12 protein-coding genes are annotated in these 15,725 nt (G+C 70.5%); 5 read left to right on the top strand and 7 right to left on the bottom strand.

What is annotated here, in order from left to right:
* Positions 1–209: 209 nt before the first annotated feature.
* The 3 genes from nth to ACFPIH_RS14430 all read left to right on the top strand — a co-directional run bounded on the left by nth (position 210) and on the right by ACFPIH_RS14430 (position 3,105).
* Positions 210–1,034, top strand: a complete 825-nt coding sequence (gene nth / locus ACFPIH_RS14440) for an endonuclease III (RefSeq protein ID WP_381172096.1) — start codon at positions 210–212, stop codon at positions 1,032–1,034.
* A gap of 126 nt (positions 1,035–1,160) precedes the next feature.
* On the top strand, positions 1,161–1,892 hold the full coding sequence (locus tag ACFPIH_RS14435) for an NUDIX hydrolase (RefSeq protein ID WP_381171725.1): 732 nt from the start codon (positions 1,161–1,163) through the stop codon (positions 1,890–1,892).
* Positions 1,893–1,905: 13 nt separating this feature from the next.
* Positions 1,906–3,105, top strand: a complete 1,200-nt coding sequence (locus ACFPIH_RS14430) for a MarP family serine protease (RefSeq protein ID WP_381171723.1) — start codon at positions 1,906–1,908, stop codon at positions 3,103–3,105.
* Between the two features lie 17 nt (positions 3,106–3,122).
* Here the strand turns inward: ACFPIH_RS14430 and ACFPIH_RS14425 are convergent, their stop codons facing one another.
* From ACFPIH_RS14425 to ACFPIH_RS14400, 6 genes are all read right to left on the bottom strand, one after another.
* Positions 3,123–3,305, bottom strand: a complete 183-nt coding sequence (locus tag ACFPIH_RS14425) for a hypothetical protein (protein ID WP_381171721.1) — start codon at positions 3,303–3,305, stop codon at positions 3,123–3,125.
* A 258-nt stretch (positions 3,306–3,563) separates the two neighbouring features.
* On the bottom strand, positions 3,564–4,583 hold the full coding sequence (locus ACFPIH_RS14420) for an alpha/beta fold hydrolase (protein ID WP_381171719.1): 1,020 nt from the start codon (positions 4,581–4,583) through the stop codon (positions 3,564–3,566).
* Positions 4,580–5,068 carry a phage holin family protein gene (locus ACFPIH_RS14415; RefSeq protein WP_381171717.1) on the bottom strand — a complete coding sequence of 163 codons (489 nt, stop codon included), beginning with the start codon at positions 5,066–5,068 and terminating at the stop codon, positions 4,580–4,582. The genes ACFPIH_RS14420 and ACFPIH_RS14415 overlap by 4 nt, the downstream gene beginning before the upstream one ends.
* 120 nt (positions 5,069–5,188) lie before the next feature.
* Positions 5,189–6,637, bottom strand: a complete 1,449-nt coding sequence (nhaA, locus tag ACFPIH_RS14410; protein WP_381171715.1) for a Na+/H+ antiporter NhaA — start codon at positions 6,635–6,637, stop codon at positions 5,189–5,191.
* 237 nt (positions 6,638–6,874) lie between these two features.
* Positions 6,875–8,836, bottom strand: coding sequence for an acetate--CoA ligase (gene acs / locus ACFPIH_RS14405; RefSeq protein WP_381171713.1), 1,962 nt, complete (start codon positions 8,834–8,836; stop codon positions 6,875–6,877).
* 234 nt (positions 8,837–9,070) lie between these two features.
* On the bottom strand, positions 9,071–11,929 hold the full coding sequence (locus ACFPIH_RS14400; protein ID WP_381171712.1) for a SulP family inorganic anion transporter: 2,859 nt from the start codon (positions 11,927–11,929) through the stop codon (positions 9,071–9,073).
* A gap of 394 nt (positions 11,930–12,323) precedes the next feature.
* On the opposite strand from ACFPIH_RS14400, the gene ACFPIH_RS14395 reads away from it, so the two are divergent.
* The gene (locus ACFPIH_RS14395) at positions 12,324–13,595 is read left to right on the top strand and encodes a polysaccharide deacetylase family protein (RefSeq protein WP_381171710.1); all 1,272 of its coding nucleotides are present in this window, start codon (positions 12,324–12,326) and stop codon (positions 13,593–13,595) included.
* A 7-nt stretch (positions 13,596–13,602) separates the two neighbouring features.
* Here ACFPIH_RS14395 and ACFPIH_RS14390 read toward each other — a convergent pair whose 3' ends face one another.
* The gene (locus tag ACFPIH_RS14390) at positions 13,603–14,583 is read right to left on the bottom strand and encodes an ATP-binding protein (protein WP_381171709.1); all 981 of its coding nucleotides are present in this window, start codon (positions 14,581–14,583) and stop codon (positions 13,603–13,605) included.
* Positions 14,584–14,683: 100 nt separating this feature from the next.
* On the opposite strand from ACFPIH_RS14390, the gene ACFPIH_RS14385 reads away from it, so the two are divergent.
* Positions 14,684–15,508 (top strand): Fic family protein, encoded by an 825-nt coding sequence (locus ACFPIH_RS14385; RefSeq protein ID WP_381171707.1) that lies wholly within the window; start codon positions 14,684–14,686, stop codon positions 15,506–15,508.
* Positions 15,509–15,725 lie beyond the last annotated feature (217 nt).

Here is a 15,725-nt window from a genome sequence, read left to right as displayed (position 1 = left end):
GGGGTCCAATTGGAGGCTGATCTTCAGGGTCCGGGGCAGATGTCAGTGCCGGGCTTTAGGCTGGCCGGGTGTCCAAATCGCCGGTGAGAGCACAGGCCAAGGGGGCTGGGCTGGTGGTTGTACGTCGTGATTCCGCTGTGGGCGAACAGGGCCCGGGAGGTGGTAAGAAAGTGGCAAAGGCGACGAAGCGTCCCTCCGGCTCCGAAGGGATCGCCGAAGGGAACACCAAAGGGATCGCCAAAGCGGTCGTCATCAAGAAGCCCGAGTCGCACACGGCCCTGGTGCGCCGCGCCCGCCGCATCAACCGCGAGCTCGCCGAGGCCTACCCCTACGCCCACCCCGAGCTGGACTTCGAGAACCCCTTCCAGCTGGTGGTCGCCACGGTCCTGTCCGCCCAGACCACCGACCTCAGGGTCAACCAGACGACCCCCGCCCTGTTCGCCAAGTACCCCACCCCCGAGGACCTGGCCGCCGCGAACCCGGAGGAGGTCGAGGAGATCCTCCGCCCGACCGGCTTCTTCCGCGCCAAGACCAAGTCGGTGATAGGGCTCTCCAAGGCCCTCGCCGAGGAGTTCGGCGGCGAGGTGCCCGGCAGGCTGGAGGACCTGGTCAAGCTGCCCGGCGTCGGCCGCAAGACCGCCTTCGTGGTGCTGGGCAACGCGTTCGGGCGGCCCGGGATCACCGTGGACACCCACTTCCAGCGGCTCGTACGGCGCTGGCAGTGGACCGAGCAGACCGAGCCCGACAAGATCGAGACGGCCGTCGGCGGGCTCTTCCCCAAGAGCGACTGGACGATGCTGTCCCACCATGTGATCTTCCACGGCCGCCGTGTCTGCCACGCCCGCAAGCCCGCGTGCGGCGCCTGCCCCATCGCCCCGCTCTGCCCGGCGTACGGCGAGGGCGAGACGGACCCCGAGAAGGCGAAGAAGCTCCTGAAGTACGAGAAGGGCGGCTTCCCCGGCCAACGCCTCAACCCGCCCCAGTCCTACCTGGACGCGGGTGGCCGCCCGGCCCCGCCCCTGGGCACCGGATGACCCGACCGACGGGCTCTGCGGCGCCCCTGCCGACGGAACCGCCGAGGGCCTCCGCAGCGTCGCGGGTGCGGAACGATCTGTGGGGGTGTGCGCGTTGGACCGGGCAGAACGGGGGATGGTGTGGCGATGACGAGGGCGAGTGACACGACGAGGGAAGGCCGAACGGTCGGCGACGCGGGGGCGGCAGGCCCCGCCGTGGCGCTGAGCAAGGATGGCCTGCCCCGCTGGCTCGACCCGGTCGTGCACGCCGTCGAGACCGTGGAGCCGGGCCAGCTCAGCCGCTTCCTGCCGCCCGAGGACGGCGGGGGCAGACAGTCCGCGGTGCTCGTGCTGTTCGGCGAGGGCGAGCGCGGTCCCGAGCTGCTGCTGATGGAGCGGGCCGGCTCACTGCGCTCGCACGCGGGCCAGCCCTCCTTCCCCGGCGGCGCACTCGACCCGGAGGACGGCGACCCGCAGGGCGACGGACCGCTGCGGGCCGCGCTGCGCGAGGCCGAGGAGGAGACCGGCCTCGACCCGGCAGGAGTCCAGCTCTTCGGGGCGCTCCCCAAGCTGTACATACCGGTCAGCAGCTTCGTCGTCACCCCCGTCCTGGGCTGGTGGCGCGAGCCGAGCCCGGTGGGCGTCGTCGATCCCAACGAGACGGCCCGGGTCTTCACGGTCCCCGTGGCCGATCTCACGGATCCGGCCAACCGCGCCACGGCCGTCCATCCGAGCGGCCACAGCGGTCCGGCGTTCCTGGTCCAGTCGGCCCTCGTGTGGGGCTTCACGGCGGGCATCATCGACCGTCTCCTGCATTTCTCGGGATGGGAGCGCTCCTGGGACCGGGACAAGCAGGTCCCGCTCGACTGGCGGTCATGACAAGGTGTCCTCCGTGAACGTGCTGGACATCCTGTTGCTGGTCGCGGCCGTGTGGTTCGCGGTCGTCGGCTTCCGCCAGGGCTTCGTCGTCGGCATCCTGTCGGTGATCGGCTTCCTGGGCGGCGGTCTGGTCGCCGTCTACCTGCTGCCGGTGATCTGGGACTGGCTCACCGACAACTCCGAGGTGAGCACGACGGCCGCGGTCGTCGCGGTCGTGGTCGTCATCGTCTGCGCCTCCGTCGGCCAGGCCCTGACCACCCATCTCGGCAACAAGCTGCGCCGCTACATCACCTGGTCCCCGGCCCGCGCGCTGGACGCGACGGGCGGCGCGCTGGTCAACGTCGTGGCGATGCTGCTCGTCGCATGGCTGATCGGCTCAGCCCTGGCCGGCACCACACTGCCCACCCTGGGCAAGGAGGTCCGCACCTCCACGGTGCTGCACGGGGTGTCCGAGGCGCTGCCCGACCAGGCCGACACCTGGTTCGCCGACTTCTCCACCGTCCTCGCGCAGAACGGCTTTCCACAGGTGTTCAGCCCGTTCTCCAACGAGCCGATCACCGAGGTCCAGCCGCCCGACCCGGCCCTCGCCAACAGCGCGGTGGCCATCCGCGCGCAGCGCTCCATCGTCAAGGTGATGGGCACCGCGGAGAGCTGCGGCAAGGTCCTGGAGGGCACCGGCTTCGTCTTCGGCGAGCGCCGCGTCATGACCAACGCGCACGTCGTGGGCGGCGTCGACGAACCCACCGTCCAGATAGGCGGCGAGGGCCGCAAGTACGACGCCACGGTCGTCCTGTACGACTGGAAGCGCGACATCGCCGTGCTCGACGTACCGGACCTCGACGCGCCCGTGCTGCAGTTCACCGCCAAGGACGCGGTGAGCAGCTCCGACGCGATCGTCGCAGGCTTCCCGGAGAACGGGTCGTACGACGTCCGCGCTGCGCGTGTGCGGGGTCGTATCACGGCCAACGGCCCGGACATCTACCACCGCACGACCGTGCGCCGTGACGTGTACTCGCTGTTCGCCACCGTCCGCCAGGGCAACTCCGGCGGCCCGCTGCTGACCCCCGACGGCAAGGTGTACGGCGTGGTGTTCGCGAAGTCGCTCGACGACGCCGACACCGGGTACGCACTCACCGCGGACGAGATCCGGCAGGACATCACCGAGGGACGTACCGCCGGTCAGCAGGTGGACAGCGACAGCTGCGCCCTGTGAGCCCCGTGGGGGGTTCGTCAGCCTCGAGGGTGACGCAGACGGACCGAGACCCAGCGGGCTCGGCGGCGCAGGATGCGCGGGATGCCCACCCGGAGGTCGGAGCCCGGCAACTGCGGGTCGGTGCCTCGTTGGTGGGGGCTCAGGCCACTGGCCGAGCGGCGGTTGCGTGGTGCGTCACTGTAGTCGTGCGTCCAGCCCATACCCCGACCTCTGCCCCCGCCCCAAGGTCGATAACCGCCCAGGGGCCCGCCAATTGGCCTATGCGTCGGGCAAGTGGCTGTTCGTAGTACAGCTGTTCGTGTCCGGATACCGGGCGCTATGGCTCGGTCACCGATCGGGTTCGGAATCCTTCAGCCAATTGACCGGTTCGGCGGAGAACACGACCGGATCCTCCCCGTGCGGGCTGTGCTGTCCCGGGGGACAACCCCCGGACCCGGCCGGCCCACAGCCGACGTTCGTCACCGGTCGGGCTCGGGGTCCTTGAGCCAGTTGACGAGTTCCGTCGAGAACGCGACCGGATCCTCCTCGTGCGGGAAGTGTCCCAGTCCGTCGAACAGCCGCCAGCGGTACGGCGCCTCGACGTACTCCCCGGAGCCCGCCGCGCTGCGGGTGCGCATCACCGGATCGAGCGAGCCGTGCAGATGCAGCGTCGGCACCCGCACGGGCCGCTTCATACGCCGGTAGAACTGGATGCCGTCCGGGCGCCCCAGCGAACGCACCAGCCACCGGTACGGCTCGACGGAGCAGTGCGCGGTGGAGGGGATGCACATGGCGCGCCGGTACGTCTCCAGCGCCTCCTCGTCCGGCAGCGTCGGCCCGGACCAGTCCCGGATCAGCCGGGCCACCAGCTCGCCGTCGTCCGCCGTCAGCTGCCGCTCGGGGATCCAAGGCCGCTGGAACCCCCAGATGTGGGAACTCGCGGAGGTCTGCCGGACGTCGGCGAGCATCGCCGAGCGCCAGCGCCGCGGATGCGGCATCGACGCGACCGCGAGCCGCCGGACCAGCTTGGGACGCATCACGGCCGCCGTCCACGCCAGATAGCCGCCCAGGTCGTGGCCGACCAGCGCCGCGTCCGGCTCGCCCAGGGAGCGGATCACGCCGGTGATGTCGAGGGCGAGGTTGGCCGGGTCGTAGCCCCGGGGCGTACGGTCGCTGCCCCCCACGCCCCGCAGGTCCATCGCGACGGCCCGGAACCCCGCGTCGGCGAGCGCGCCCAGCTGGTGCCGCCACGTCCACCAGAACTGCGGGAAGCCGTGGACGAGCATGACCAGCGGACCGTCGCCTGCCTCCGCGATGTGGAAGCGGGCGCCGTTCGCGGCGACTTCCCGGTGCGTCACCTTCGTACCGGCCGCCAGTTCCGGCCGTACGACCGAGGCCGGGACGGGCCGGTCCGGAGTCGGCCGGCCCGGTGCCGGGTGGTCCGGGGCGGGCTGGTTCGACGGGGTGGGCCGGTCCGAGGGCATGGCGGGGTCCGTCATGAGGACGAGCGTGCCACAGCCTCGATGGCTTCCGGGACACGGTCCTGCGGCAGTTCGGGTCGCGGGTGCGGCTTGGCCTTCTGCAGGACGCCCGCCGTCTCCTTCATGGACGCGGCCACCTTCTGCGGACCCTGGCTCTTCTTGGCCTTCTTCGCGAAGACCACGCCGATCAGTGCCAGGACGACCGCGACCAGGACGTTCGCCGCGAAGGACAGCAGGAAGCAGACGGCGAGGTTCCAGTCGCTCCAGGTCCGGATGCCGTACGCCAGCGCGAAGTTGAGCATCGGCAGGGAGAACAGCAGCACCGCGCCCGCCACCGTGAACGCGCCGCCGCTCGTCGCGCCGCGCTTGACGTCCTGCTTGAGCTGCGCCTTCGCCAGCGCGATCTCGTCGTGCACCAGTGCGGACATCTCGGTCGTCGCCGAGGCGAACAGCTGGCCGATGCTGCGTTCGGCGCCGACCGGGCTGCCGTCGGGTGCGCTCATCGCGGTCTCCCTCTTTCTTGCTGCTCTTCTGCCGTGGCTGTGCTTCTGCTGAGGCTGTGCTTCTGGCTTCGTTTGTTCCGGCTTCTTTTGTACCGGCTTCTTTTGTACCGTCCCGTCAGATCATGCCGGACCGCCGCCCTCCTCGCCTGCGCTGCCCGATACTTCGGCCCGCGCGTGGCGTACGGCGGCCCGGTCCCGGGCGAGTTCCGCGGCGAGCAGCCGGTGCTCGGCGGCCTTGCGCTCGTGGATCTCCGCCATCCGCAGGTGGTACGCCGGGTCGTCCTGCTCGTAGACGTCCGGGATGCCGTCGAGGTCGTCGTCGCGTTCCTCGGCCTCGTACAGCCCGCGGTACTTGGCGTTGCGCAGCTTCAGCAGGACCGTCGCCAGGGCCGCCGCGATCAGCGAGCCGGTCAGGACGGCCGCCTTCACCTCGTCGGTCAGCGTGGCGTCGCCGTCGAACGCGAGTTCCCCGATGAGGAGGGAGACGGTGAAGCCGATGCCGGCCAGCGAGGCGACGGCGAAGACGTCAGCCCAGGCGAGGTCGTCGCTGAGCGAGGCCCGGGTGAACCGGGCCGTCAGCCAGGTCCCGCCGAAGATGCCGACCGTCTTGCCGACGACCAGACCGAGCACGATCCCGAGCGTCTCCGGTCTGGCGAATACGTCTCCCAGCGTGCCGCCCGAGACGGTCACACCGGCGCTGAACAGCGCGAACAGGGGGACGGCGAGGCCCGCCGACAGCGGCCGGGCCAGGTGCTCGATCCGCTCACCGGGGGAGCGTTCCTCGCCCTCTCTCGTGTGGCAGCGCAGCATCAGGCCCATCGCGACGCCCGCGATGGTCGCGTGGACGCCGCTGTTGTACATCAGCGCCCAGATCACCAGCGCGAGCGGCACGTACAGGTACCAGCCGCGTACGCCCTTCCGCAGCAGCACCCAGAAGACGGCGAGGCCCGCGACCGCGCCGCCCAGTGCGGCGAGGTCGATGCTGCTCGTGAAGAACACCGCGATGATCAGGATCGCGAACAGGTCGTCCACGACGGCGAGGGTGAGCAGGAAGGCGCGCAGCGCGTTCGGCAGAGACGTACCGATGACCGCGAGCACGGCCAGCGCGAAGGCGATGTCGGTGGCGGTGGGTACCGCCCAGCCGCCGAGGGACCCGCCGCCGGTGACATTGGTGAGCGTGTACACGAGCGCCGGTACGGCCATCCCGCACAGCGCCGCCACCACGGGGAGCGCGGCGGCCCTGGGATCCCGGAGGTCACCGGCGACGAGTTCGCGCTTGAGCTCGATGCCGGCCACGAAGAAGAAGACCGCGAGGAGGCCGTCGGCCGCCCAGTGCGCGATCGAGAGGTCGAGGCCGAGGGCCTCCGGGCCCAGATGGAAGTGGCTGACGCTCTCATAGCTGTCGTGCAGCGCGGGGATGTTGGCCCAGATCAGCGCGGCGACCGCGGCGACGAGCAGCAGCACACCGCCGACGGTCTCGGTCCGCAGCGCGTCCGCCACATAGGTCCGCTCGGGGAGCGAGAGCCGGCCGAGGACCTTGCGGGCGGGGGTGGTGCGGGGCGCGGACACGGCGGAGACCTCCGGTCGGTGGGCATGGCTGAACGCATGCCGACCAGACTTCCCGGCGCACCCTGTTTGTTTAGTTTACCTAAGGTGCTCCGGAGCGGCCAGGCGAGTGGTCGGACGATCCTCACGGTAGGTGCGAAACGGGCACCCGGCGCGCCTGGCCGGGTGCCCGTTGTCGCTCTGGTTGTGCTCTGGTTGTTCCGGTTGTTCCGGTTGCTCCGGTTGCTCCGGTGTGGAGGGTCAGTCCTCGCTCGGCGCCGCCGGGAGCTTCGCCTGGATGAGGTCCATGACCGTGGAGTCGGTCAGCGTGGTCACGTCGCCGAGCTGGCGGTTCTCCGCGACGTCGCGCAGCAGCCGGCGCATGATCTTGCCGGAGCGGGTCTTGGGCAGCTCCGCCACCGGCAGGACCCGCTTCGGCTTGGCGATCGGGCCGAGCGTGGTGCCGACGTGGTTGCGCAGGTCGTCGACCAGCCCCTTGTCGTCGGCGTCCGCCGTGCCGCGCAGGATGACGAAGGCGACGATGGCCTGCCCGGTCGTCTCGTCGGCGGCACCGACGACGGCCGCCTCGGCGACGGACGGGTGGGAGACGAGCGCCGACTCGACCTCGGTGGTGGAGATGTTGTGCCCCGACACGAGCATCACGTCGTCCACCCGACCGAGGAGCCAGATGTCCCCGTCGTCGTCCTTCTTCGCGCCGTCGCCGGCGAAGTACTTGCCCTCGAAGCGCGACCAGTACGTGTCGAGGAAGCGCTGGTCGTCGCCCCAGATCGTCCGCAGCATGGACGGCCACGGCTCGGTGAGGACGAGGTAGCCGCCACCGCCGTTGGGCACCTCCCTCGCCTCGTCGTCGACGACGGTCGCGGAGATGCCGGGCAGCGGGCGCTGGGCGGAACCCGGCTTGGCCTCCGTGACACCCGGCAGCGGCGAGATCATCATCGCGCCGGTCTCGGTCTGCCACCACGTGTCGACGATCGGGGTCCGGTCCGACCCGATGTGCTTGCGGTACCAGATCCATGCCTCGGGGTTGATCGGCTCACCGACCGAGCCCAGGACACGGAGCGAGGACAGGTCGAACTTCGCGGGGATGTCGTCACCCCACTTCATGAACGTACGGATCGCGGTCGGCGCCGTGTACAGGATCGTCACCCCGTACTTCTGCACGATCTCCCAGAACCGGCCCTGGTGCGGGGTGTCCGGCGTGCCCTCGTACATGACCTGCGTCGCGCCGTTGGCCAGCGGCCCGTACACGATGTACGAGTGCCCCGTGACCCAGCCGACGTCGGCCGTGCACCAGTACACGTCCGTCTCCGGCTTGAGGTCGAAGACCGCGTGGTGCGTGTACGCCGCCTGTGTGAGGTAACCGCCGGAGGTGTGCAGGATGCCCTTCGGCTTCCCCGTCGTACCGGACGTGTAGAGGATGAACAGCGGGTGCTCGGCGTTGACGGCCTCGGGCGTGTGCTCCGCCGACTGCCGCTCGACGATCTCGTCCCACCACACGTCCCGATCGGCGTCCCAGGCGACGTCCTGGCCGGTACGGCGCACCACGAGCACATGCTCCACGGTGCCGGCCTTGGCGACCGCCTCGTCGACGGCCGGCTTCAGCGCGGACGGCTTGCCGCGCCGGTAGCCGCCGTCGGAGGTGATGACGACCCGCGCGTCGGCGTCCTGGATACGGGTGGCCAGCGCGTCCGCCGAGAAGCCGCCGAAGACCACGGAGTGCGCGGCGCCGATCCGGGCGCAGGCCAGCATCGCGACCGCCGTCTCCGGGATCATCGGCATGTAGACCGCGACCCGGTCACCCTTGCGGACCCCGAGCTCCAGCAGCGCGTTCGCGGCCTTGCTGACCTCGTCCTTCAGCTCGGCGTAGGTGATCGCCCGGCCGTCGCCCGGCTCGCCCTCGAAGTGGATCGCGACCCGGTCGCCGTGCCCGGCCTCCACATGCCGGTCGACGCAGTTGTACGCGACGTTGAGTTCGCCGTCCTTGAACCACTTGGCGAACGGCGGGTTCGACCAGTCCAGCGTCTCCGTCGGCTCCTTGGCCCAGGTCAGCCGGCGGGCCTGCTCGGCCCAGAAGCCGAGCCTGTCAGCCTTGGCCTGTTCGTACGCCTCCGCCGTGACGTTGGCATGTGCGGCCAGGTCGGCGGGTGGCGCGAACCTGCGCTCTTCCTTCAGCAGGTTGGAGAGGGAGGGATTCTCGCTCACTGTTCCCTCTCCTTCCTCAGCAGGTTGGCCAGGCTCTCGTTGCTCACGACATCTCCCTTTCCAAGGGTGTCCGTTGTGTCCCAGGCCACAGCTCATCAGAAGCGGGGGGCCGGTGACAAGGGCCGTCAGAAAATTGGTTTAGACCTATGAGGGGCGGCGCGAGCCCGGTCACCCGTACCCACGGACGGGGCACGGGCGCAGTTCAGCCCCTCCCACGCCTTTCCCGCCCGCTGCTCACCCCGTGCGGTCCGCCACCCCGACGTGATCGAACAACTGGGCTCCCCCTCGCTCGGCGAGCAGATACGTCTGTGCCTCGCCCACGTGGAAGTACAGCCCGTGCAGCTCCAGCGCCCCGGCCCGCAGTGCCCGGACCACCGACTCATGGGTGCGCAGATGGTCCAACTGCTGGACCACGTTGGTCAGACACAGCTGCTCTACCGCGTCCGCCGGCGGCCGGCCGGCCAACCGGGCCCAGGGACGGCCGCCGTCGGCCATCCGCTCCAGGCTCGGCCGCCCGTGCCGCAACCATCGCTGCAGCGGAGTCCGGGCCTCGCCGGGTTCGGAGCCGAGCAGAGCCTGCATGGCCCCGCACCCGGAGTGCCCGCACACCGTGATGGACCGCACCTTCAGCACGTCCACCGCGTACTCGATCGCGGCCCCCACCGAGTCGTCCCCGCTCTCCTCGCCGGGCGGCGGCACGAGGTTGCCCACATTCCGCACCACGAACAGATCGCCCGGACCACTGGAGGTGATCATCGAGGTGACCAGCCGTGAGTCGGCACAGGTCAGGAACAGCTGCGTCGGCTGCTGCCCCTCCCGAGCCAGCCTCGCCAGCTCCCCACGCACCAGCGGAGCGGTGTTCCGCTGGAACGCACTGATACCACGAACGAGTTGACGACTGCCGGGTTGGGTGGTGGAGGGGTGGGTGGTGCCGGGGTGGCTAGAGGCGGGTTGGGCGGCGACTGGCTCGGTGGTGTCGGGGGCGGCGGTGGTGCGGTCGGCGGGGGTGTCGGGGGTGACGGGGGTGACGGTGGGTGGCTCGGCGGTGATGGGGTCGGCAGAGTCGGTGGCGGTGGGGTCGGGGTCAGTGGGGTCGGTTGCGGTGGAGCGGTCGGCGGTGGCGGGGTCGGCTGCGGCGGCAGTGCCGGTCGTGCGGTCGGCCGCGGTGCCGGTCGTGCCATCGGCGGCGGTGTCGGTCGTGCAGTCGGTGGTGACGGAGGAAGCTGGCTCGGTGATGCCGGAGGCGGTGGCACCGGTATAGGCGCTGTCGGGGGTGGCGAGAGCCGTGACCCGACGGGCGCCGGCCGTGCGCGGTCGGGATCGTCCGGGCGCCGCAGGTGTCGGCGTGGAGTGCGGCACCTCGCACTGGTGGTTGCGCCAGGGTGTCCAGGGCCCGCAGTCGCAGCCTGTCAGGGAGCTGCCCGCCAGAGAGCTGCCTGCCAGGTGGCCGCCCGTCGGGAGCGCGGTGTCTGCCGGGAGTGCGGTGCCTGCCGGGTGTGCGGGGTCGGCCGGGTGCGTGGGGTCGGCTGTCCTGCCGTTCCGGCGGCCGGTCAGCTCGGCGGTACCGCCGTGGGCGGTGTGCGCCTTCTGCCAGTCCTGCAGTGACTCGTACGCCGCGTGGTCCATGAAGGAGCCGTCCAACTCGACCACGGCATGGGCGCCTTGGGGCACAAGGTGCAGGACGCGGCTGAGCCGGGGCACCGCGAGGAACGTCAACTGGCCTCTGACTCGTACGTGATGGACTCCTTCCTCTTCGTCATGGGTGATCCGGGTGCGGGCGAGGCGGTTCAGGGCGACGGCGACGGCTACCGCGATCCCCAGCGTCACGCCCTCCAGGACGCCGAGGAACACCACGCCGAGGGTGGTGACGGCGTACACCAGCACCTCTCGGTGGCGCGTCACCGTGCGAATGTGGTGCAGGGACACCATCTGGATGCCGACGGCCATCACCAGGGCGGCGAGCGAGGCGAGCGGGATGAACTCCAGGATCGGGACCATCAGCAGCGCGGCGACTACTACGAGAACGCCGTGCAGCATCGTGGAGTTCCGGCTCACGGCACCCGCGTTGACATTCGCCGAACTTCTCACCGCCACCCCCGCGACCGGCAGTCCGCCGAGCGCGCCGGAGACGATGTTGGCGGAGCCCTGACCGAGCAGTTCACGGTCGAGGTCGGAGCGGCCGACGCGTCGGGAGCCGTCGCCGCGGGAGGCGACGAGAACTGGGCGGGAGGCGATCAGCTTGTCCACGGCGACCGCGCCGAGCAGCGACTGCACGCTGCACACCAGTGTGACGGTGAGGACGGCGGCCACGACCCCGAGCACCGGCCCCTCGGGCAGCCCGGCCAGGGCGTGGCTGCGCCAGGACGGCAGGTCGACCGAGGGCAGGGTGAGGCCGGCGAGGGCGGAGGCGGTGGTGGCTCCGGCGACGGCGACGAGCGCGGCGGGCATCTTGCGCAGCAGCCGCCCGGCCCGGCCGGGGATGCGCGGCCAGAGCAACAGCAGGGTGAGGGTCAGCGCGCTGACCGCCATGGCGGCCGGGTGCACGCGGGTCAACTGGGCGGGGAGTGCGCGGAGGTTGTCGAGGACGGAGCTCTGCGGGTTGCCGCCGAGGACGATGTGGAGCTGGGCGACGGCGATGGTGACGCCGATGCCGGCGAGCATGCCGTGCACGATGGCGGGGCTGACGGCGAGCGCGGTGCGTGCCACGCGCAGGCAGCCGAGGCCGAGCTGGGCGAGTCCGGCCAGGACGGTGATCGCGCAGGTGGTCCGCCAGCCGTAGCGCTGGATGAGGTCGGCGGTGACCACCGTCAGTCCGGCCGCAGGACCGCTGACCTGGAGCGGGCAGCCGCCGATCCAGCCGACGACGATTCCCCCGACGGCGGCCGCGACGAGGCCGGCCTGGAGGGGTGCGCCGGTGGCCAGGGCGATGCCGAGGGACAGCGGGAGGGCGATCAGGAAGACCGCGATCGAGGCGGACACATCAGCGCCGGCGACGCGGAAGCGGCGGTGCGGGGCCGGTGGGGGGCTGTGGGGTGAGTGGGCGCGTCGGGTGCGCGTCGGGTCGGATGCGCGAGTGGGGACGAAGGCTGACATGTTTCCCGTCTCCTCCGGGGCGGCGCGGTCGCGGAACCGGTGGCCCCGGTCGATGGCGGGGCGATCGCGGCCGTGGGTCACGGCGTACAGCGGCGGGATGAAAATCAACGGTCGGAAACAAGGCTCGGAACGTTCGGAAGTAGGGCTCGAAATCGACGCTCGGTAAAACGATCGTAATGCAGAGTAAAAGTCAGGCATGGATTTATATGGCAAATGGGTGAATGAATCACTCTCTCGGGTGTTGTGAGCTTTTTATCGGCTTGTCGTACTAATTCCTTTCCGGTCCCGTGCGACCTTGACGGCGCCGCCGGCATGTCCGGCGACAGCGACAGAACGCCGCCGTCAGAAGGCCGTCGTCGGCGTGGGCCGAGAGAAGGAAGAAGGTGGGGCGGAGATGGCCGCCACCCAGAGGAGGATCGCCGCCGGCGCCGTGGTCGCCGCGACGGTCGCCGCATCACTCGCCGGTTGCGCGACGGGAACCGACGGTTCGAAGGAGGAGGCACAGGTCCCGCTGAAGGGCGCCGCGCCCAAGAGCGCGGTCCGCCTGATCGGGGACGGCTCCACCGCGTACACCGGGGCACAGCCGCACCTGCCAAGACCGGAGCGGCTGAAGCCGGGCCGGAAGCCCCCGCAGTTCGTGGTGTTCTCCTGGGACGGCGCCGGCGAGGACAGCCAGAGGCTGTTCTCCCACTTCCGAAAGGTGTCCAAGGCCAACCACGCAACCATGACGTACTTCCTCAGCGGCGTGTACATGCTGCCCCAGGAGAAGGCCGAGCTGTACAAGCCGCCACAGCACTCGCCGGGCCGCTCCGACATCGGTTTCAACGACGAGCAGGGCATCGCCGAGACCGTGAGGCAGCTGCGCCTGGCGTGGCTGGAGGGCAACGAGATCGGCACCCACTTCAACGGCCACTTCTGCGGCAAGAACGGTGGCGTCGGCGAGTGGTCGGTGGAGGAGTGGAAGGACGAGATCGCCCAGGCCAAGCAGTTCGTGAAGACCTGGAAGACCAACACCGGCAGGTCGAAGGCGGCCCCGCTGCCCTTCGACTACGACAAGGAGCTCATCGGCGCCCGCACGCCCTGCCTGGAGGGCCAGAAGAACTTCGTGCGGGCCGCGAGCGAACTCGGCTTCCGCTACGACACCAGCGGTGTCAACGACCAGGTCTGGCCCCGCAAGCGGGAGGGTCTGTGGGACCTGTCGATGCAGCTGGTGCCCTTCCCCGGCCACACCTACGAACAGCTGACCATGGACTACAACTTCATGGTCAACCAGTCCGGCACCACCACCCAGGGGGACCCCGGCAAGTACGAGTACTGGGGCAACCAGATGCGTGACGGCCTGCTCCGGGGCTTCCACCGCGCCTACGACGGCAACCGCGCCCCGCTGATCATCGGCAACCACTTCGAGTCATGGAACGGCGGCACGTACATGAAGGCCGTCGAGGAGGTCGTGGAGGAGGTCTGCAACAAGTCCGACGTGCGTTGTGTCTCCTTCCGGCAGCTGGCGGACTGGCTGGACGCCCAGGACCCGAAGGTCCTGGGCAGACTGCGCTCACTGGAGGTCGGCGAGGCGCCGAGGCAGGGCTGGGCGTCCTTCCTGGCGGGCCGCCCGGCCCCGGCCCCGAAGGGCGTCCCCGGAGCGCCGGCGAGTCGGTCCGGCCAGTAGGGGTCCCTCACACGGCAGCCGTGAGGCTCTCGCCGAGGACGAAATCGGGGTCGACCTGCGCCGCCAGGTCGGCCCCGGTGCGTTCGTTGCCCCAGGACTGGGCGTTTTTGAGGTGGAAGTGGACCATCTGGCGGGTGTAGCGCTCCCAGTCCCGTCGCTCGTACGCCGAGTCGACGGTCGTCCGCAGCAGGTCCAGGGCGTGGCGGTTGGTGTCCTCCAGGAGGTCGAACCGGGGCGGCCGGCCCTTCTCCATGGCGCGCACCCAGTCCGAGTGCCCCACCGTCACGAGCAGGTCGTCGCCGACCTCGGCGCGGAGGAAGTCGACGTCGTCCTGACCCTGCACCTTGTTGCCGACGACCTTCAGCTCGACGCCGAAGTCGCGGGCGTACTCCTTGTACTGGCGATAGACGGAGACCCCCTTCCGGGTCGGCTCGGCGACGAGGAACGTCACGTCGAAGCGGGTGAACATGCCGGAGGCGAAGGAGTCCGAGCCCGCCGTCATGTCGACCACGACGTACTCGTCACGGCCGTCCACCAGGTGGTTCAGGCACAGCTCCACCGCTCCCGTCTTGGAGTGGTAGCAGGCGACCCCCAGGTCGGCGTCCGTGAAGGGGCCCGTGACCATCAAACGGACGGCGCCGCCGTCGAGTTCCACCGGCCGGGCGCAGGCGTCGTAGACGGGATTGTCCTCGCGCACCCGCAGCAGGCGGGAGCCCTCGCCGGGCGGAGTCGTCTTGATCATGGTCTCGGCGGAGGTGATGCGTGGGTTGGAGCCGCGCAGGTAGTCCTTGATCAGCGGGAGCCGCTCGCCCATCGCGGGCAGCGCGGCGGCCTGCGGCTCGTCGAGGCCGAGGGCGGGCCCCAGGTGCTGGTTGATGTCCGCGTCGATGGCGATCACGGGTGCGCCGAGGGCGGCGAGACGGCGGACGAACAGGGAGGACAGGGTCGTCTTGCCGCTGCCGCCCTTCCCAACGAAAGCAATTTTCATGTTCACCAAGGGTAGTGGCGCGGTAGCTGTATGTGGCAGCGGTTCGTGAAGAAGACCACTCCTTCGAGGGGCCCGGGCTTGGTTGCGTAATGTCGTACTCATGAGTACGACAGGCGCGTCCGCCGATCCGCTCGCGGCCCTGGGGTCGCTGCCCGGCGTGGCCGAGTCCGTGGAGTCCGTGCGCAAGGCCGTGGACCGGGTCTACGGGCACCGCGTCATGCGGCGGCGCAGCACCGAGATCACCTCCGAGGCCGCCCTGCGCGGCGCCCGTGGCTCGGCGGCGCTGTCCGGCGCCGACTGGGCCCTGGAGGAGGTGCGCCGGCGCAGCGACTTCGGTGTCGACGACGAGGCGCGGGTGGTGGGAGCCGCCCTGCGGCTGACCGCGGAAGCGGGTCAACTGCTGTCCATCTGGCGGCAGTCACCGCTGCGGGTGCTGGCCCGGCTGCATCTGGTGGCCGCGGCGACGAGCGGCGACGAGGTCGGACGGCCCCGGCAGGCCGGCGAGGCGGTGGACGAGCCGCTCGTCGAGCTGCCGCTGCCCGGCGCCGACGAAGTGGCCGGCCGTCTGGAGGGGCTCGCCGGGCTGATCGTCGCGGGCAGCTCCGCGCCCGCCCTGGTGACGGCCGCCGTCGTGCACGGCGAGCTCCTCGCGCTACGACCCTTCGCCTCCCACAACGGCCTGGTCGCGCGGGCGGCCCAACGCATCGTCCTGATCGGCAGCGGGCTCGACCCCAAGTCGGTCTGTCCCGCCGAGGTGGGGCACGCCGAGCTGGGGCGCGCCGCCTATCTGGCGGCCCTGGAGGGCTATGTCTCGGGCAGCCCGGACGGGATGGCGGCCTGGCTCGCGCACTGCGGCAGGGCGACCGAGCTCGGCGCCCGCGAGTCCACGGCGGTGTGCGAGGCGCTGCAGCGCGGGGCGGCGTAGGAAGACACCAGGATGCGAGGGATGCGCCGGGTGCGAAGGGTGCGGGACGCGCGCGAGACATGAAAAAAGCGCCCTTGGGGCGCAATGGGATGCGGCGGTACGAGGATTCGTACCGCCGCCGACATGTTCACCGGGTTACCAAGCGTCCTCGATGTAGTGCCCATCAGGTCGGGTTCTTTGCCCGTCACCTGGTGCGGCTGGCCCGTAATCGACGGGT

It is taken from the genome of Streptomyces vulcanius, assembly GCF_042653945.1.
Taxonomy (GTDB): Bacteria; Actinomycetota; Actinomycetes; order Streptomycetales; family Streptomycetaceae; genus Streptomyces; species Streptomyces mangrovi.
This window is presented reverse-complemented; position numbering and strand designations above follow the sequence as displayed.